Source organism: Brevibacillus sp. NSP2.1, assembly GCF_000470975.2.
In the GTDB taxonomy this organism is placed as follows: Bacteria; Bacillota; Bacilli; order Brevibacillales; family Brevibacillaceae; genus Brevibacillus; species Brevibacillus agri.
This window is the reverse complement of record NZ_CP048274.1, coordinates 3,441,178-3,457,128: the sequence shown is the minus strand read 5'-3', so window position 1 is coordinate 3,457,128 and position 15,951 is coordinate 3,441,178. Positions and strand designations below refer to the sequence as shown.

At 55.0% G+C, this 15,951-nt stretch carries 22 protein-coding genes; 11 read left to right on the top strand and 11 right to left on the bottom strand.

The features are described 5' to 3' along the window. Nucleotides 1-89: 89 nt before the first annotated feature. Genes M655_RS16780 through M655_RS16770 form a run of 3 tightly spaced genes read right to left on the bottom strand, consistent with a single transcriptional unit; the run spans nucleotide 90 to nucleotide 1,889 of the window. Nucleotides 90-269: a hypothetical protein gene (locus M655_RS16780; RefSeq protein WP_129552215.1), complete on the bottom strand. Its 180-nt coding sequence runs from the start codon at nucleotides 267-269 to the stop codon at nucleotides 90-92. Continuing rightward, nucleotides 256-1,047 carry a DUF817 domain-containing protein gene (locus tag M655_RS16775; protein WP_005827063.1) on the bottom strand — a complete coding sequence of 264 codons (792 nt, stop codon included), beginning with the start codon at nucleotides 1,045-1,047 and terminating at the stop codon, nucleotides 256-258. The genes M655_RS16780 and M655_RS16775 overlap by 14 nt, the downstream gene beginning before the upstream one ends. Further along, nucleotides 1,044-1,889 (bottom strand): sulfurtransferase, encoded by an 846-nt coding sequence (locus tag M655_RS16770; RefSeq protein ID WP_025848449.1) that lies wholly within the window; start codon nucleotides 1,887-1,889, stop codon nucleotides 1,044-1,046. The genes M655_RS16775 and M655_RS16770 overlap by 4 nt, the downstream gene beginning before the upstream one ends. Nucleotides 1,890-1,986: 97 nt before the next feature. On the opposite strand from M655_RS16770, the gene M655_RS16765 reads away from it, so the two are divergent. Further along, nucleotides 1,987-2,595 carry a DUF502 domain-containing protein gene (locus M655_RS16765; RefSeq protein WP_025848451.1) on the top strand — a complete coding sequence of 203 codons (609 nt, stop codon included), beginning with the start codon at nucleotides 1,987-1,989 and terminating at the stop codon, nucleotides 2,593-2,595. Between the two features lie 90 nt (nucleotides 2,596-2,685). Here M655_RS16765 and M655_RS16760 read toward each other — a convergent pair whose 3' ends face one another. Together M655_RS16760 and M655_RS16755 are read right to left on the bottom strand one after the other, a co-directional pair. Beyond that, the gene (locus M655_RS16760; RefSeq protein WP_005827069.1) at nucleotides 2,686-2,931 is read right to left on the bottom strand and encodes a hypothetical protein; all 246 of its coding nucleotides are present in this window, start codon (nucleotides 2,929-2,931) and stop codon (nucleotides 2,686-2,688) included. 152 nt (nucleotides 2,932-3,083) lie between these two features. Beyond that, nucleotides 3,084-3,521, bottom strand: coding sequence for a DUF2621 domain-containing protein (locus tag M655_RS16755; RefSeq protein WP_007785178.1), 438 nt, complete (start codon nucleotides 3,519-3,521; stop codon nucleotides 3,084-3,086). Between the two features lie 174 nt (nucleotides 3,522-3,695). On the opposite strand from M655_RS16755, the gene M655_RS16750 reads away from it, so the two are divergent. The 3 genes from M655_RS16750 to M655_RS16740 all read left to right on the top strand — a co-directional run bounded on the left by M655_RS16750 (nucleotide 3,696) and on the right by M655_RS16740 (nucleotide 5,691). Next, complete coding sequence (locus M655_RS16750) at nucleotides 3,696-4,070, top strand: hypothetical protein (protein ID WP_005827074.1); 375 nt, start codon at nucleotides 3,696-3,698, stop codon at nucleotides 4,068-4,070. Between the two features lie 98 nt (nucleotides 4,071-4,168). Continuing rightward, nucleotides 4,169-5,131: a tetratricopeptide repeat protein gene (locus M655_RS16745; RefSeq protein WP_007785184.1), complete on the top strand. Its 963-nt coding sequence runs from the start codon at nucleotides 4,169-4,171 to the stop codon at nucleotides 5,129-5,131. A 170-nt stretch (nucleotides 5,132-5,301) separates the two neighbouring features. Beyond that, nucleotides 5,302-5,691, top strand: coding sequence for a VOC family protein (locus tag M655_RS16740; RefSeq protein ID WP_007785186.1), 390 nt, complete (start codon nucleotides 5,302-5,304; stop codon nucleotides 5,689-5,691). 90 nt (nucleotides 5,692-5,781) lie between these two features. Here M655_RS16740 and M655_RS16735 read toward each other — a convergent pair whose 3' ends face one another. The 3 genes from M655_RS16735 to M655_RS16725 are packed head-to-tail and all read right to left on the bottom strand — an operon-like array spanning nucleotide 5,782 to nucleotide 8,370. Then, nucleotides 5,782-6,588, bottom strand: a complete 807-nt coding sequence (locus tag M655_RS16735) for an ABC transporter permease (RefSeq protein ID WP_005827080.1) — start codon at nucleotides 6,586-6,588, stop codon at nucleotides 5,782-5,784. Beyond that, nucleotides 6,569-7,372, bottom strand: a complete 804-nt coding sequence (locus M655_RS16730; protein WP_005827083.1) for an ABC transporter ATP-binding protein — start codon at nucleotides 7,370-7,372, stop codon at nucleotides 6,569-6,571. Before M655_RS16730 ends, M655_RS16735 begins: the two co-directional genes overlap by 20 nt. Nucleotides 7,373-7,377: 5 nt before the next feature. Then, nucleotides 7,378-8,370, bottom strand: coding sequence for an ABC transporter substrate-binding protein (locus tag M655_RS16725; protein ID WP_005827085.1), 993 nt, complete (start codon nucleotides 8,368-8,370; stop codon nucleotides 7,378-7,380). A 130-nt stretch (nucleotides 8,371-8,500) separates the two neighbouring features. On the opposite strand from M655_RS16725, the gene rnz reads away from it, so the two are divergent. From rnz to M655_RS16710, 3 genes are all read left to right on the top strand, one after another. Then, nucleotides 8,501-9,460, top strand: a complete 960-nt coding sequence (gene rnz, locus M655_RS16720; protein ID WP_025848458.1) for a ribonuclease Z — start codon at nucleotides 8,501-8,503, stop codon at nucleotides 9,458-9,460. 327 nt (nucleotides 9,461-9,787) lie between these two features. Further along, nucleotides 9,788-10,444 carry a YczE/YyaS/YitT family protein gene (locus M655_RS16715; protein WP_025848460.1) on the top strand — a complete coding sequence of 219 codons (657 nt, stop codon included), beginning with the start codon at nucleotides 9,788-9,790 and terminating at the stop codon, nucleotides 10,442-10,444. Between the two features lie 130 nt (nucleotides 10,445-10,574). Further along, nucleotides 10,575-10,664, top strand: a complete 90-nt coding sequence (locus tag M655_RS16710) for a YjcZ family sporulation protein (protein WP_007785194.1) — start codon at nucleotides 10,575-10,577, stop codon at nucleotides 10,662-10,664. Nucleotides 10,665-10,753: 89 nt separating this feature from the next. Here the strand turns inward: M655_RS16710 and M655_RS16705 are convergent, their stop codons facing one another. Continuing rightward, nucleotides 10,754-10,993: a stage VI sporulation protein F gene (locus M655_RS16705; RefSeq protein ID WP_025848465.1), complete on the bottom strand. Its 240-nt coding sequence runs from the start codon at nucleotides 10,991-10,993 to the stop codon at nucleotides 10,754-10,756. 191 nt (nucleotides 10,994-11,184) lie between these two features. Between M655_RS16705 and M655_RS16700 the strand changes: the two genes are divergently transcribed. Beyond that, on the top strand, nucleotides 11,185-12,114 hold the full coding sequence (locus M655_RS16700) for a S8 family peptidase (protein ID WP_005827093.1): 930 nt from the start codon (nucleotides 11,185-11,187) through the stop codon (nucleotides 12,112-12,114). 76 nt (nucleotides 12,115-12,190) lie between these two features. Here M655_RS16700 and M655_RS16695 read toward each other — a convergent pair whose 3' ends face one another. Then, complete coding sequence (locus tag M655_RS16695; RefSeq protein ID WP_026557037.1) at nucleotides 12,191-12,517, bottom strand: hypothetical protein; 327 nt, start codon at nucleotides 12,515-12,517, stop codon at nucleotides 12,191-12,193. A gap of 73 nt (nucleotides 12,518-12,590) precedes the next feature. On the opposite strand from M655_RS16695, the gene M655_RS16690 reads away from it, so the two are divergent. Continuing rightward, the gene (locus M655_RS16690) at nucleotides 12,591-13,055 is read left to right on the top strand and encodes a YaiI/YqxD family protein (protein WP_005827098.1); all 465 of its coding nucleotides are present in this window, start codon (nucleotides 12,591-12,593) and stop codon (nucleotides 13,053-13,055) included. Then, entirely contained in the window at nucleotides 13,039-13,707 is a 669-nt protein-coding gene (locus M655_RS16685; protein WP_026557038.1) for a phosphatase PAP2 family protein, read from the top strand. Before M655_RS16690 ends, M655_RS16685 begins: the two co-directional genes overlap by 17 nt. A 5-nt stretch (nucleotides 13,708-13,712) precedes the next feature. On the opposite strand, the gene M655_RS16680 is transcribed toward M655_RS16685, so the two are convergent. Then, a complete protein-coding gene (locus M655_RS16680; RefSeq protein ID WP_005827103.1) occupies nucleotides 13,713-14,597 on the bottom strand; it encodes a LysR family transcriptional regulator in 885 nt (294 codons plus the stop codon). Between the two features lie 133 nt (nucleotides 14,598-14,730). Here M655_RS16680 and M655_RS16675 point away from each other — a divergent pair, with 133 nt between their 5' ends. Then, on the top strand, nucleotides 14,731-15,948 hold the full coding sequence (locus tag M655_RS16675; RefSeq protein WP_026557039.1) for an MDR family MFS transporter: 1,218 nt from the start codon (nucleotides 14,731-14,733) through the stop codon (nucleotides 15,946-15,948). Nucleotides 15,949-15,951: the final 3 nt, after the last annotated feature.

Below are 15,951 nucleotides of genomic sequence, written 5' to 3'. Positions count from 1 at the left end.
CCTCGTGTTGACGAGCGACTCGAAAAAGCTGGCGGACTACCAGGCAGACCCGATCTGGGGCAAATTGCAGGCGGTCCAAAACGGCGGGTCTACATCTGGGGCGAGGAAAGCTCGTGGTTCCAGGACCCGATCGCCGTGCTGTCGCAGGCAGAGCTTCTGGCGGATTGGCTGGTCGCGGAAGCGAAAAAGTAGAGAGATTCCCAGCGCAAAAAGGCAACGAACCTACCGTTGCCTTTTTTGCTATTGCCCGCCTGCTCACTTTGTCTCAACCGACTTGCCGCCTGTCCGTCGCGCTTTTACATGCTTCAACTCCGCCACGATGATGAAGCTGACGATGACGAGCAAAAACCACGAGCTGATTTTGCTAAGATGCACCAGCTCCCAGCCGGAGCGCTGGTTCGGGTACGCCCAGGCGCCGAAAAAGGTGGCGATATTTTCCGCGATCCAGATGAAAAAGCCGATCAGGAAGTAGCCGAGCGGGATCGGCATGGAAAAGCGCTCGTGGGTGACGCGAAAGTACACTTTCGATCGCCAGAACACGATGAACATGAGCACCATTAACACCCAGCGCAGGTCCCAGATGAAGTGATGGGTGAAAAAATTGAGGTAGATCGCCGCACCGAGCGAGGTCACCCAGATCGGCTTCGGCCAGTTGGTCAGGCTGACGTCCAGGCGACGCCACGCCTGGCACAAATAGCTCGCGACACTCGCGTACATGAAGCCGCTGTAGAGCGGAACGCCAAACACCTTGCTGTACCCGGCCTCGGGATAGCTCCAGGAGCCCATGTGCACCTTGTATATTTCCAGACACAGTCCGATCAGGTGAAAGACCGTGATTACCTTCAACTCGTCCCGCGACTCCAGCCCGCTTTTCACCATGAACACCTGAAAAGCCAAACAGAGCAGCAAAAGCAAGTCGTATCTGGGCAGGCCAGGGATCGCGACGAATTTGGATACCGCGAGCGAAGCGAAGATGAAGACGGGAAACAGGCAAGACATGGCCTCCTGATACCCGAAGTGCAGCAGGAGGCGAATGAAGCGGATCATTCTTCGATTCCTTCGGCAGGAGTAGGGCCTTTGGCGACAGGCAAATCGTAGGAGCTCCAGTCGCTCCAGCTTCCTGCGTACAGCTTGGCGTCAGCCCGTCCTGCCTGGTGCAAGGCGAGCAGGTTGGTGCAGGCTGTGACTCCCGAGCCGCAATAGACGATGATTTCCCGGTCTGCAAAGTCGGCGATGCGAGCCTTGAGCTGCTCGGGCGGAAGCATGGTCATGTCCGCTGCCAGGTTGTCCTTGTAAAAGAAATGGCGGGCGCCAGGGATGTGTCCGGCCTTCGGATCGAGCGGCTCCTGTTCGCCGCGATAGCGCTCGCCTGCCCGCGAATCGAGCAGCACGGTTTCAGGCGTGCGCTTTTGCACGTCTTCGATGCCGACCAGCATCTCCGGGCGCGGGCGCGGGACAAACGTACGCGCCTGCGGTGTCGGCACGTCAGCGGTCACCTCGTAGCCAGCCTTTTTCCAGGCGGCGTATCCGCCATCGAGCACGGCGACGCGGTCGTGACCGAGGTAGCGCAAAAGCCACCAGAGACGTCCAGCCATCGACATTTCCTGGTCATCGTAGGCGATCACGGTCGTCTGCTCATCAATTCCTGCGCGCGAAAAAAGGGCAGCGATAGCGGTGATGTCCGGGAGGGGATGGCGTCCGCCATGCTCGCCCTTTGGACCGGACAGGTCGCGATTCAGATGAAAGTAGAGCGCCCCTGGAATATGATCGACTTCGTATTCTTGCGCGCCTTGTTCGGAAGCGGACAGCGCAAAGCGGCAATCGGCGATGACGATCCGCTCGTCGTGCAAATGATCGCGGAGCCATTGTGGTGTGACAAGTGCTTGCATGGTTCACCCTGCTTTCTGATTTTTTCTTCATCATAGCAGATGACTATCCGATGGGGTACAATATTTCTAAAAAGTGGCGGAAGAGAGGAGCAACGGGATGAAGCGTGTGATCCGATACTTTTTGGAAGGCTTGCTGTACGTGATTCCACTGGCTGTGACGATTTACATTTTATACACCATTTTTACGACGGTGGACAGTTGGTTTTACAATCTGGCCAGCAACCGGTTCCATCTCCATTTTCCCGGCGTCGGAGTGCTGATTACAATTGTGGGGATTACGATTGTCGGCTTTTTGGCCTCCAACGTGCTGACGCGCGGCCTGTTGGCCGTCGTGGACAGCATTTTTGAAAAAGTGCCGTTCATCAAGCTGATTTATACCGCGATCAAGGACTTGATCGGGGCGTTCGTCGGCGACAAAAAAAGCTTCGACAAGCCGGTTCTGGTGACGCTGTCGAAGGATTCGGGAGCCAAAGTCATCGGCTTCATCACAAAAGAAAGCATGGATACATACGGGCTTGCCGATCACGTCGCCGTTTATCTCCCGCAGTCGTACAACTTTGCGGGCAATTTGCTGCTCTTTCCGAGCGAGCAGGTGCAGCCGCTCGACATGGACAGCGCCGAGGTGATGGCGTTTCTCGTCTCGGGCGGGGTATCCGGCAAAAAGGCGACCCCCAAGGCCGAAAACGAACAAAGCTGCCAGGCATGAGGCAGCTTTTCGTCTTTTTTTCTATGGAACATACAAAGGGCAGCTTCCGGCTTTGCGACCGGTAGCTGCCCTGCTCTTTTTTCGCGTCCATTAACTGCTGAAAAAACCGCTGTGGCTGGAATGCTTGCGACGATAGTAGCGATGGCCATACGTTTTGTGACCGAGCTTCCACAGCGGGCCGCGATGGCGATAATCGCTGCTGCTGTATTTGCGGTAGCCGCGCCCGCCCATTTTCCAAAAAAACCGCGCGCCTTTTTTCAACAGAGCCACGACAATGATGACCGCGACAACAAACAGCACGAACCCGATCCCCAAAATGGTCAGTATGACTGACATCTGCATCGTCTCCTTTTGCCCAGCCCGTTTCGCGTTGAAAAAGCTTTTTGCGCAGGCCAGTGATCCGTATAAGTATTCTTACGGATGGGCAGAGAGGAAGTTTCAGACGGAGCAAGCCGGCTTTCGGGCAGGCGGGGCAGTGCCTGCTGCCTTTACGCGTTCAAATATTTCTCGTAAGGGGTGTAGTCGATTTGCTTGGATTGCAAGTGGGCGATGAGCCATTTGTGGTCGCGCTTGGGAGTAGCGACGATGTATCCTTTGACGATCAGCTCTGTCGTAATCGAGGTCGCTTTCTCTTCCAGGGCGATCTGCCCGATTTTGGCTGCGATCGAGCGTCTTGCCACATCGCGGAATAGCTGCGGAACAGGCTCAACCAGCTCGTTGAGCAGCGTCAGGCCTTCTTCTGTCCACAGCGAGCGCGTCTGCTCGATGTAGTAGTCCTGCCAGTCGAGATCGGACTTCCCGTCCTGTTTCGGCATGGACTTGAGGAATTTGCGAAACATGAAGTAGCCGCCGATCCCCATCAACCCGACAAGCACAAACGTCCACCCGACAATAAACAGGGAAAACCCTGTCGACATTTCACTCATGTGCGTACACCTCGTAACCGTAATCCATAAAAATGCGCATATAGGTAAAGTGTACCTTATTTTCAGTCGAGCAACAAACTTTTTGTGCTTTTGCCCATCCTGCTGGTTTTCTCTTCCCAAGTACACATACAATTTAGTATGATTAGAATTAATCTTTATTGGGAGTGGACGCTCATGTTCAAGCTTGGACAACGCGTCGTCATTGTTGCCGACTCCTTCGAGCAAGGCTTGCCGATAGGCGAATACGGGTATTTGATCGCACGCGACCGCAACCCGGACAGTGCGTTTGCATGGGTCATTCGCATACCCAAGATAGATAAGCATATTCCAGTGGTAGAAGAAGACATCGCCCTGGAAGAAAAACTGCTGGAGGAGGAAGCGCAGCGTGTCTCGCAGGAAGCTTTGCTTGATTACGCTCTGGCGACGCGCAACGAAGCACTCTTCAGGCAACTGATGGGCATGTCGGATGCAGAAGAGGCAAATGACGAACCAGCGAAGGAATCAATGGAGGATTTTATCCGTAAAGTAAATCTGAAAGCCTGGATATAACGATCTGCGGTTTTCCTTTTGGGGAAAATCGTTCTTCTTTGCAGGACGGGGCTTGTCCCTTGATACTATTGTGAAGGAAATGAAAGCGAGGCTGTTTCATGTCTGAATTTGTGACGTTTACCAATGAATTTGGTCAAACCATCGAGATGTCCCGGGAGGACTACCAGAAAAAAGTGATTCCGCACAATCTGGATATGTATTGGGACCAAAAAGAAAAGCTTCGTGACTTTGCGATGGAGTTGGTGAAGGAGCAATTTCATGAGCAGGCGGCTGTTGCGGCGGACAGGCTGCTTGAGCTGTACGGGCCAATTGAGTCTGCGCTCATTTTCCGCGCGGTTGTTCACATGCAGGCGAGAGAATTTGAGCGGGCGAAAACGATCCTGACCGATTGCCTGGAGCGCTTCCCTTCGTCGGGGACGGCCTGCACCAATCTGGCGAAGATTTACGCGTATGAGGGAGAAGAAGACAAAGCGTTCGAAATCTTGAATACGGGCCTGCACAAAGACCCGAACCAGGAAAACGGCCTGAACATGTACGTCGAGAGCTTTTTGCAGAGCGGCAAGCGCGAGGAGTTGCGCTCTCGCCTGGAAGCGCTCTGTGTCAAGGAAGGCGCCTGGAGGCCGCAGTTGCATCTGGCCCGCCTCGCTCTGACCGAAAACGATCTGCTGAACGCGATGAAATGGTACACGGTGGCTATCGAAGGAGCCAAAGACCGCTTCGAAGTGGTCATGACGGTAACGGGCGAGCTGGGACAGGCAGGCTATGTGTATCAACTGATCCAAATCTGTGAGAAGTTTTGGACGCCGGAGTTTCCGTATCCGTATGCCGGCTTCAACTATGCCAACGCCTTGTTGGCGACCGACCAGAAGGAAAAGGCGATTGCGATTCTGCGCACGATGCAGGAGCATCTGCCGGACAACTACAAGCCGATGGTCGACCATTTCCTCGCCCGGGTTCCCGGAGCGTTGGAAGTGGAAGCGGCAGCGCAGCAAAAAGTGGCAGCCAACAGCCAGCCTGGCGATCAGGCGGCGAAAAAGAGCTGGTGGAAGTTTTGGAAGTAGCCGAAAACGCGTACATAGCGCCCGACATCTGGCTGTCGGGCGTTTTTCTATGCGGTTGCAACAGCCTGTGCGGCGAACGGCAGGGGACAGCCACGCGCGCTTGGCGCAAAAGCCGCGAGCGAACGGGGCCGCCCGCGCCAAAAGACCGCGAGCAAAAAGGAGGACGAAGCATGCTGCACCATCTGGAGTTGTATGTAGCGGATTTGAAGCGATCCGCGGAGTTTTGGGGGTGGCTCTTGGAGGAACAGCTCGGCTATGAGCGCTACCAGCAATGGGCGAGCGGGATCAGTTGGAAGCACGGCAACACGTATCTGGTGTTCGTGCAGGCAGAGGAACGGTTTCTCGATGTGCCGTATCACCGCTGTCGCGTCGGATTGAACCATCTGGCTTTTCACGCGCGCAGCCGGGAGCAGGTGGAGGCGATTCGCGAGGAGCTGTGGCGGCGAGGCGTGCCGCTGCTCTACGAGGACCGCTATCCACACGCGGGCGGCCGGGAGCATTACGCGCTGTTTTGCGAAGACCCGGATCGGATCAAGGTGGAGATCGTAGCGCCGGAGTAAGAGAGTGGCGAAAGCGCCCGGGCAAGACACACAACCAGCGAAACAGCGCGACCATCCCCGGATGATGATCGCGCTGTTTCGTACCTCCATCTATTTAAACTGGCTGGTGAGCCGCCGCTCGAGAAAGGCGACGCCCTGGTACATCAGCGTGGCGACGACCGCGATGATGGCGAGGCTCATCATGACCATGGTAAAATTAAACACTTGGAATCCGTAAATAATCAGATAGCCCAACCCTTGCTGGGAAACGAGAAACTCGCCGACGATGACGCCCACCCAGGAAAGGCCGACATTTACCTTCAACGTGGCAAGCAAGGTCGGAATCGTCGCAGGGAGAATGACGAGGCGGAAAATTTGCCGTTTGTTGCCGCCGAGCGTCTGGACGACCTTGACGTAGTTTTGGTTGACCTCGCGAAAGCCGGAGTAGACGTTGATCGTGGTGATGATGATCGAGATCGCGCAGCCCATGGCAATGACAGACATCAGCCCCGGCCCGAAGCCGACGATGAAGACCGGGCCGAGCGCGACTTTCGGCATGCTGTTGGCGATCACGAGATACGGCTCCAGCACGCGCGACAGAAACGGGGACCACCAGATGACGGTCGCGATGACCGCCCCGAGCAGCGTGCCCAAAAGAAAGCCGATGACCGTTTCCCATACCGTCATGCCTACGTGGGGAAGCAGGCTGCCGTCCAGTAGCTGGGACCAAAACTGTGCCCAGATTTTGGAAGGGTAGCTGAAAATGAGCGCATTGATTGTGTTCGTGCGCGCAAGCAGCTCCCACAAGCCGAGAAAGGCGAGAAACAGCAGGCATTGCGTGGAAAACACCCAGTAGCGGCCCGTCGCCTCCTGCTTCAAGTAGTTGCGGTGGATGGCTTCAATGTCCTTTCGCTGCATCGGATACCACCTCCATCTCCTTCCAGACGCGATGGAACAAGTCTTGGAAGCCATCCTGGTTGCGGGCGTCGAATGGCAGAGAGTCGCGAATCGCGGCAGGGACGGCCAGCTCGCTGCTGACCCGGCCCGGGTTGCGCGAAAAAATGTAGATGCGGTCGCCCATGGCAATTGATTCGGACAGGTCGTGCGTCACCAGGATGGCGGTTTTTTTATGCTTGCGCAAGGTGGAAAAAATCAGGTCTTCCAGCTTCAGCTTCGTCTGATAGTCCAGAGCGGAAAACGGTTCATCGAGAAGCAGCACATCCGGTTGACAGGCAAGGGTGCGGACGAGGGCGACCCGCTGTCTCATGCCGCCGGACAACTGCTGCGGGGAAGCTTTGCGCACGTCGGCAAGCTCCATTTCATCGAGCAGATGCAAGGCGTATTGTTCCGTCTCCCTGGTGCGGATTCCCTGGATGTCCAGTCCGAGAAAAACGTTGTCTTCAATCGAGCGCCAGTTGAACAAATAGTCTTGCTGGAGCATGTAGCCGACCTGCCGGGACGTTCCGCGAACGGGTTTTCCATCGATCAGCACGTTTCCGGCAGTCGGCGTCTCCAGTCCCGCAACGAGGGAGAGCAGTGTCGTTTTGCCACAACCACTAGGGCCAACCATACAGATGAACTCGCCTTCCTCCACGCGCAGGTTGATGTCCTGCACCGCCATGAACGCCCTGGTCGTAGATAAATAGAGATGGGTCACGTGGGAAAGTTCAATCTTGGCCGGCGTAGAAGGAATCTGGTTCATGACGATTAATTCCCTTCCTTGGATTGTTTGGCGAAGGTGGTGTTGACCAGCTTGGTGTAATCCGCCCGTTGCTTCAACTCACCTGCCGCATCCATAATTTCTTGAAGCTGGTTCCATTCCTGTTCGTCCAACACTGGATCGGCGGCGTAGGAACCTTGCTCCAAATAGCGCTGTACGGCGTTCTCCAAAATTTGCGGGTCGATCTGCTCGAAGTATTTTCCGATGACTTCAGCCGTTTCCTTGGCGCTGTGGCTGGCAACCCACTGTTGCCCTTTGTAGACCGCATTGGTAAACTTTTGGATAGCCGAAGGATTGCTGTCGATATAGCTTTGCTTCGTCATGTAGACGGTGTAAGGGACGGTGCCGCTCTCCTTGCCGAATGAGGCGACGACGTGGCCGATCCCTTCCTGTTCGAAGCGGGACGCTTCCGGCTCGAACAACTGTACAAACTCGCCGGTTCCGGAAGCAAAGGAAGAGGCAATGTTTTTGAACTCGATATTCTGGATCAGCTCCAGATCGCTTTGTGGATTGATATTGTGCTTTCCCAGCACGTACTCTCCGACCATTTGCGGCATGCCGCCCTTGCGTTGACCGAGGAAGACGCTGCCTTTGAGCTGTTCAAACGAAAACGAGTCCGTTTTGTTGCGCGCGACGAGGAAAGTACCGTCTGTCTGGGTCAACTGGGCGAAGTTGACGACGACGTCTGCCGCCCCTTGCTGCGAGACGTAGATGCTCGTTTCCGAACCGACCAGAGCGACCTCGATCCCGCCGGACAGGAGCGCAGACATCACCTTGTCGCCGCCGGGAATCGTGGACAGCTCCACGTCCAGGCCTTCTTCCTTAAAAAATCCCTTTTCCAGCGCAACGTATTGGGGAGCGTAAAAAAGGGAGCGGGTTACTTCGCCAATTCTTATTTTTTCAGAAGTGCTGGAGCAGCCGGTCAAAGCGGCGAACAGAGCCAGACAGGCAGCCAGCCCCAGCGCAAAAAATCGTTTCATTATCGGGAGTCCCTCCTTGCTAGGCTGTTGTTTGTTGTAAGTTATGCGCCCAGACAAAAAAGGGTGAATGCCTACAGACCGTGACAGGCAAGCTTGTGGGAAGCTCCGCCAAAGGAGAGGTGCAATAGTCGTGATCGTGACATTTTTAGGGACTGGATCAGGTGCGCCCACTACCCGCCGCAATGTGAGCGGAATCGGGCTTCGCTTTTTACAAGCAGGAAAATGGTGGCTGTTTGACTGCGGGGAAGGGACACAGCATCAACTGCTGCGCTCTCCGATGAAAATCAGCCAGTTGGACAAAATTTTCATTACGCATTTGCACGGCGATCACCTGTACGGACTGATCGGCTTGCTCGCTTCCAGATCGCTGCGTAACGGGGAGGCGCCTCCGCTTGCGCTGTACGGGCCGCCGGGGCTGGACCGCTATTTTCGCGCGATCATGGACATAAGCCCGGTGCATTTGCAATACCCGCTGGATCTGTGCATCGTCAGCGAAGGCATCGTGTACGAAGACGAGGACGTGATCGTCACATGTCGCAAGGCGAAGCACCGGGTGCCTTCGTTCGCGTACAGCGTCCTGGAAAAAGACAAGCCGGGGGCGTTTCTGGTCGAGCGGGCGAAAGCAGCGGGGGTGCCGTCCGGACCGCTGTTCGGCGCGTTGAAGCGGGGCGAGCAGGTCATGCTGCCAGACGGGCGCGTGCTGGATGGCAAAGACTTCGTCGGCGCTCCGCAGCCTGGCCGCAAAATCGTCTTCAGCGGTGATACGGAGCCGTGCCAAAGTGTCGAGGAGCTGGCAGCAGGGGCTGACTTGTTGGTACACGAGGCTACTTACGCGGATCGCGACAAGGAGCTGGCTGTGCGCAGCGGGCATTCCACGGCGAAGGAGGCCGCCGAGCTGGCGAAGCGGGCAGGCGTGAAGGCGCTCTGTCTGACGCACTTCAGCCCGCGCTATGAAGACGAGGATGGCGATTTTTCCATGGCCGACCTGCTGGCGGAAGCGCAGGCGATTTTTCCGGAGACGCAGCTCGCGGAGGATTTGGGCAGTATCGCGGTAAAGCGAGTGCGAAAAACGGTGGGAGAAACCGAGTAACCCTGCTATAATGAATAAATTATTACTTAGGAAAGAGGAGGAGCATGCAGCGAATGACGTTGCCCCTCTCACGGGAAGGCGGTTGTCCCTGGGAGGCAGAAGCAGTCAGCCGGGAAAGCGTCAGCGGATCGGGACGAGACGGCAGCTTGCCGAGGCAGGAAGCTGCATGTAACTTTTGCAAAGCCTAAGAGGCATGACTGCAAAGAACGGATTGCTGGAAAGAGAGTAACCGGCTCGTCGCGGCAAGCCCTGGCATTTTGTTCGCCAGGGCGGCGTTTTCGCCGGGAAAAAAGAGAGAGCGCAACGGGAGAGGAAAGGTGAAAGACTGTGTCCGGTAGACGGGTCAGCAGGTCGATTGTCGTGCGCTACGCCATGTTTGTTCTCGGGCTGTTTATCGGGGCATTTGGCTGTGTGCTCGCGATCAAGGCAAACCTGGGAGTGGCGCCGTGGGATACGTTCCACATCGGCTTGCAAAAAACGTTTGGCTTAACGATTGGCATCTGGTCGCAGATCGTCGGCTTGGCCGTGATTTTGTCATCGTATCTGGTTGCCAAAATCAAGCCGACCTTTGGCATGTTTTTGAACATGGTCTGTTTCGGGAGCTTTCTCGATCTGATTTTGTGGCTCGATATCGTGCCGGAGCTGTCGTCCGTTTGGTCGCGATTGGCGATGTTTTTGCTGGGCCTTGTGGTGATGAACATCGGGATCGGGATGTACTTGTCGCCTCGGCTGGGAGCCGGGCCGCGCGACAGCTTCATGCTGGCGATGAACGAGCGGCTGGGCTGGAGCATTCAGAAGGTTCGGCTGATTATTGAAGTCGCGGTCCTGATTGCCGGGGCAGCATTGGGCGGACCCGTTTCCATCGGGACGGTGCTGATCGCCCTGCTGACGGGGCCGATGATCCAGAGGACCATTCCGTTTTGGCAATCGGTCATGAAAAAGCAGTACGGCATGATGGAGCCGATCGAGCGGCGGGCGAGTTGATCTGCCGCTGTTTTTCCTCACAGCAACTACACACGTAACCAGAAATGGGCACGGACTGGGCGAGCGTCCAATCAAGATTGGCTATTCGCACATACAGTATGATTAGTTGCTGACAAAGGAGGGAAAGCGAATGAGTCTGTTCAACGGAGGATTCGACGATTTTGCTTTGATTCTGGTGTTGTTCGTATTGCTGACAATCGTTGCTTGCTCTTGCGACTAACGAGGTAACACCGGCTGCATAGGTTGGCAATAGCAAGAGGGAGAGCGTAGCTGCTCTCCCTTTTTGCTGTTTTTGTTTTGTCAGCGGCGTCAGCCGAGCTTTTCATGCACCTGCTTTTTGACGCTTGCCATTTGCTTGTCGGACAGTTTGACCCCGACCGCTTTGCTGACCTTTTTAATCAGGTCGGCAAGCTTTTTGTCATCTTTCAGGTCCTTTTTCGTAATCCCTTTCGCCAGTGACTTGATATCGTCCATTTTCCATTTCTTCTTGCTCTTTTTGTTGATTTTTTTCAGAAGATCGCTCGTTTTCTTTCCTTTTGCTTTTGCCATGCAGCACTCGCTCCTCTCCAAATGTATTTACGCCTGCCCCTTGCAAATATATGGGAGAAGCCTTCTGTTCGCTTGGACAGATCGACTGGGCTATTCGCCTATTTTGCCGGGCGATGTGCGAATGCCCAAGCAGACACAGGCGGATGTGACATAGGATGTGGCAACGCCATGCATGACAGGAGGCTAGCGGGTTGAAAATCATCAGCTTTCAGCGGGGGATGCCGTTTCACGAAATCCTGACCGATTTGCAGAAAAAAGTAATGACCAAAACGGAGAGACTTCCTTGGCGTTGTTACGACGACTGGTCTTGCCTGTGCATCAAGGAAAACATATACGAGCAGCACTGCGAACATTTTCGCAGGTATGAGGCGATGGTAGAGGAGAACGTGACGGTAAGCGTGCATGCACAGACCGAGAACGAGGACGAAATCCCGTGGGGTGTCCGCTACGTCGGAGCAGAGCGACTGTGGCGAAAAGGCAGGGGCGAGGGCGTGAAGGTCGCTGTCATTGACACGGGAATCTCCCGCAATCATTTTGATTTGAAGGGACGGATCAAAGGCGGCGTCAATTTTGTGCGCGGCAAGCAAAACGGGCATGGCACGCACGTGGCCGGGATCATCGTCGCGGAGATGAACCAGCGCGGGATTGTCGGTGTGTCTCCCGAAGCCCACTTGTACGACGTGCGTGCTTTTGACCACGAAGGCAAATCGTCGCTGTCGACGATTTTGCAGGCTTTGCAGTGGTCGATTGCCAATCAAATGGATGTCATCAACATGAGCTTCGGCATGCCGCAGTACAGTGAGGCGCTGGCGCGAGCGGTGGAAAAGGCGAACGAGCACGGCATCGTCCTGGTAGCTTCTGCGGGAAATAGCGGGGGAGAAGTAGAGTATCCGGCCAGGTACAAAGGCGTGATGGGGGTAAGCGCGATCGATCAGTCGGGCAAACTGGCGTCGTTTAGCGCGCGCGGCAAAGGTGCCAACATGAAAGCGCCTGGCGTGGAAATTTTGTCAACATGGCCCGGAAACCAGTTCAAAAAGTTGAACGGAACCTCCATGGCTGCCCCGCACGTTTCTGGTCTGATGGCGCTCGAAATCGGGCGAAAGCGAAACAAAAAGAAATAGTCCGAAGAGGACGAAAAAAAGCTCCATGGCAGCGAGGTAGCCGCGGAGCTTTTTTCGTGTTCCTTCCATCGGAAAATTATTGATGGACTTTGGTGTCATGGTCTTGCTGGACGCGAAACCATATATTAAGATCATTAATGACGCTTGCTAATTCATGGATCTCGCTGTTCAGCTCACAAGAACGGGCGAAATTTTCCTCTTCCGACATCTGCCTTGTTTTTTCGATGATGACAGCTTCCACCCGTTGGATCTGATCCGGGATGGTCGCGCGGATTTCCTCCCACTCCATCAAAATGTCGGCTCGTTCCGTATGTGAATACTCCTCCCATGGCATATCCAATGCAGGAAGGCGAATACCTAATCGTTCATCGAAAATAAAATAATTGCGCAAAGGTGATCTCACTCCTCTCCACTTCCATCATACCAAAAACGGAGCAGCGCGGGGAGAGAGAAAAGCGCACGAAAGGAAGTGGCGAATGGAAAAAGGACGCGTTCTCATCGATGCCGATGCCTGCCCACGACAGGCTCTCGTCATCGCACAGGAGCTGTGCAAGGAATTCGGGTGGCTTTGCCTGACTTTTGCCAGCTACAATCATCAGATCGGCTCTGAACATCACGTAACGGTAGATGCAGGGCCACAGGCGGTCGATATGAAGCTCGCCAACGAAACCCGTCCGGGTGATGTGGTCGTGACGCAAGATATTGGACTGGCTGCGCTCATCCTCGGCAAAAAGGCGCGGCCGCTGACGCCGCACGGTCTTGTTTTTGAGCCGGAGCGAATTGCTTTTCATCTGGAGGAGCGAAACGAAAAAGCCCGCTATCGTCGCGGGGGAGGAAGAACGCGAGGCCCGGCGGCGCGTACGCGCGAAGATGACCAGCGCTTTGCGGCTGCGCTGCGCTCGCTGTTGGAGAGAGGAGAAACGTATGAAGTGGACGGCTAAGGAAAGTGGATTGATTGTGTGCGGCTTCGTCTTTGCGGTGCTTGGAGCATGGATGTTTCGCCAGTACATAGCAGGTGAGGTAGCGGGGATGGATCAGGCGGCCTTTGCGTTTTTCGCAGACGTTCGCTCGGAGGCGGCAACGACCTTTTTTCAGATGCTTACGCTCTTGGGGAACGCAACGACCTTAGCGCCGCTCGGCGTCGTGCTGGTTGCAGCCTTTTTCTTCAAAGGGCACAAGCTGGAGGCGGTCGTCGTCCTGCTGACATTGGGGGTAAGCGAGGTCGCCAATGAACTGTTGAAGCTGATGTTTGCCCGTCCCCGGCCTAGTGGCTTTAATCTGATCGAGCTGCCGGATTCGTTTTCGTTCCCGAGCGGCCACGCCATGATCGCTCCTTGCTTTTACCTCATGCTCGCCCTTTTGATTGCGCGCTGGTATCAGGAGAAAAGCTGGTCGGCGTACATACAGCCGATTGCGCTCGTCGTCGTGGTGTTGCTCGCGGCAAGCCGCGTCTACCTCGGTGTGCATTATTTGAGCGACGTGCTTACGGGATTTTGCCTGTCGCTGTGCTGGTATTTTCTCGTCCGCTGGGGCTATGAAAGAAGGCTGGGGAGACGAGATTCCGTCGTCGACCCCATACCGCAATCGCGCTAGATTCGCTAAGTGGTAGAATAACCTAATTCACTCATGAGACTCAGCCATTTTTCCACGCTGGGTTTATTTTTTTTGTCTTTCGGCAGGACGATGTAGGCGGAGCGCTTCGGAGGCTTGTTTCCTGTAATCGGCAGTTCCTTGAGCGTTCCGGCAGCCAGCTCCGACTTGACGGCGGAGCGGGTCAGCAGGCTGACGCCCAGCCCTTCCTTAATCAAATCAATGGCCAGCTCCGCCTTGTCGACGGTCAGCTTGGGCACGTAGTTGCGCGGCAGCGTCTGTCTGATCCATTCGTTGAAGGGCGGTCCCCAGTTCATGTAGAGCAGCGGCAGGTTGCGAAGCTCGCGTGAGTCCACATGAGTCGACTGGGCGAAGCTGCTCTGCGGACAGCAGACGAGGACGATTTCATCGTCCCAGGTGGGAATGACCTCAAAGTTCGGCAAAGACGGCGGCACATATACGATTCCGATCTGAATGACGTTGTCGAGCAAATACTGGATGACGTCGGAGGAATGCCCGGTTTTGGTGCTGATGGCAATTTGCGGATAACGGTAATGATACTCTTTCAAGATCGGTTCGAGGGTAGAGGTCCAGATGGCGTTCAGACTGCCGATGGACAAGTAATCTTCATATGGCTGGAGAGAAGCGACTTCGCTCAGTGCCTCGTGAGACAGCTTGAGGATTCTTTCGGCATAGGGCAAAAGCGTCAAGCCAGCCTGGGTAATTTCCACACTCCGCTTGTCGCGGATAAACAGCGGCTTCCCGACTTTTTCTTCCAGTTGCTTGATTCGCATCGTCACCGTAGACTGAACGAGATGGAGCATTTCCGCAGCCTTGGTGAAGTTTTTCGTCTGTGCCAACGTGTAGAAGGCGCGCAGTTGTTCGAAGTCCATAGCGTGTGTTTCCCTCTTATCTAAATATTTGATAACCATATACAAAAACGTTCGTTTCCCAAATTATACCCTGTTCTTTAAGCTGGGGATATCCCCAAATCATGAGAGATAGCGGGAGAGCGAGGGGTATCAAATGAAGAGGGAAATGTGGAAAGAAACACCGATTTCTGTCAAGCTGCTCTTGACGACATCCTTTATGATGAACCTTGGTTTTTATGCCCTGATTCCGTATCTGACCTTGTACTTGACGGGCAGTATTGGATGGACGCTGGCGATGGCGGGACTCGTGCTCAGCGTGCGGCAGTTTTCCCAGCAAGGCTTTGCGTTTTTGGGCGGAGTGATGGCCGACGCCTTTGGCTACAAAGGTGCGATGGTTCTCGGCATGGCCGTGCGGGCTGTCGGGTTTGCGATGTTCGCATTCTGTACAGAGACGTGGCATTTTTTTATCGCAGCGATTTTGTCTGGCCTCGGCGGGGCGCTGTTTGACCCGGCTGGCTCGGCTGCGTTTGCGATTTTGACGCCGGATTCCATTCGCAAAGAAGTGTTTGCCTTTCGCAATGTACTCGGCAATATTGCGGTAGTCGGCTCGCAAATCGTCGGCACCGCACTCTCGGCCGTTGATTTTACGTACTTGTCGCTGTTTGCCGGAGCGATTTTTGGCGTGAACGCGCTTGTCTCCTTCTTTTTTCTGTCCCCGATCAGTGCCACCAATACACGGCACAGTATTTGGGAGAGCATGTTCACGGTGATCCGGGACAAGCGTTTTGTCCGCTTCACGTTCATCCTGATGGGCTATTATTACTTGAATATGCAAGTATTTTTGACCATACCGCTGCTCGTGGAGCATGTGACACACAGCAAAACTTCTGTCGGGATTGTCCTGTCGGCGATGTCGCTGTTCGTCATTCTTTTCCAGATGAAGGTGACGCAATGGCTGGAAGGATATCCGCATCGGCTGACCTTGATCGGCATCGGCACGCTGGTCATGGGCGTGGGGCTGTTCCTGTTTACCTTTGCCGATTCGCTGTGGATGCTGCTCATCGACGTCTTCCTGTTCGCGCTGGGCACGATGATCGCCGTGCCGAATCTGGTAGATGTCGTTCCGCGTTTTGCGCCAAAAGATTTGGTAGGAGCCTATTACGGCTTCAACGGATACTCGATTGCCATCGGCGGCTCGCTCGGCCAGGTCGCAGGCGGCTGGGTGTACGATGTCGGGCTGAAGCTGCAGGCGGCGTGGCTTCCGTGGACGATCTGTCTCGCCGTAGGCTTGTTGGTTGCCTGGATGCTCCATTTGATGGAGCAAGACACGTTCAAGCTCGGCAACGATTTGACAAAAATCGCGCAACCGTAAGCT

Bases quoted from the DNA above. Each gene is read 5' to 3' on its own strand.
- M655_RS16775 (WP_005827063.1), bottom strand. From the start codon at position 1,047: ATGATCCGCTTCATTCGCCTCCTGCTGCACTTCGGGTATCAGGAGGCC.
- M655_RS16770 (WP_025848449.1), bottom strand. From the start codon at position 1,889: ATGCAAGCACTTGTCACACCACAATGGCTCCGCGATCATTTGCACGAC.
- M655_RS16765 (WP_025848451.1), top strand. From the start codon at position 1,987: ATGAAGCGTGTGATCCGATACTTTTTGGAAGGCTTGCTGTACGTGATT.
- M655_RS16760 (WP_005827069.1), bottom strand. From the start codon at position 2,931: ATGTCAGTCATACTGACCATTTTGGGGATCGGGTTCGTGCTGTTTGTT.
- M655_RS16755 (WP_007785178.1), bottom strand. From the start codon at position 3,521: ATGAGTGAAATGTCGACAGGGTTTTCCCTGTTTATTGTCGGGTGGACG.
- M655_RS16750 (WP_005827074.1), top strand. From the start codon at position 3,696: ATGTTCAAGCTTGGACAACGCGTCGTCATTGTTGCCGACTCCTTCGAG.
- M655_RS16745 (WP_007785184.1), top strand. From the start codon at position 4,169: ATGTCTGAATTTGTGACGTTTACCAATGAATTTGGTCAAACCATCGAG.
- M655_RS16740 (WP_007785186.1), top strand. From the start codon at position 5,302: ATGCTGCACCATCTGGAGTTGTATGTAGCGGATTTGAAGCGATCCGCG.
- M655_RS16735 (WP_005827080.1), bottom strand. From the start codon at position 6,588: ATGCAGCGAAAGGACATTGAAGCCATCCACCGCAACTACTTGAAGCAG.
- M655_RS16730 (WP_005827083.1), bottom strand. From the start codon at position 7,372: ATGAACCAGATTCCTTCTACGCCGGCCAAGATTGAACTTTCCCACGTG.
- M655_RS16725 (WP_005827085.1), bottom strand. From the start codon at position 8,370: ATGAAACGATTTTTTGCGCTGGGGCTGGCTGCCTGTCTGGCTCTGTTC.
- M655_RS16710 (WP_007785194.1), top strand. From the start codon at position 10,575: ATGAGTCTGTTCAACGGAGGATTCGACGATTTTGCTTTGATTCTGGTG.
- M655_RS16705 (WP_025848465.1), bottom strand. From the start codon at position 10,993: ATGGCAAAAGCAAAAGGAAAGAAAACGAGCGATCTTCTGAAAAAAATC.
- M655_RS16690 (WP_005827098.1), top strand. From the start codon at position 12,591: ATGGAAAAAGGACGCGTTCTCATCGATGCCGATGCCTGCCCACGACAG.
- M655_RS16685 (WP_026557038.1), top strand. From the start codon at position 13,039: ATGAAGTGGACGGCTAAGGAAAGTGGATTGATTGTGTGCGGCTTCGTC.
- M655_RS16680 (WP_005827103.1), bottom strand. From the start codon at position 14,597: ATGGACTTCGAACAACTGCGCGCCTTCTACACGTTGGCACAGACGAAA.
- M655_RS16675 (WP_026557039.1), top strand. From the start codon at position 14,731: ATGAAGAGGGAAATGTGGAAAGAAACACCGATTTCTGTCAAGCTGCTC.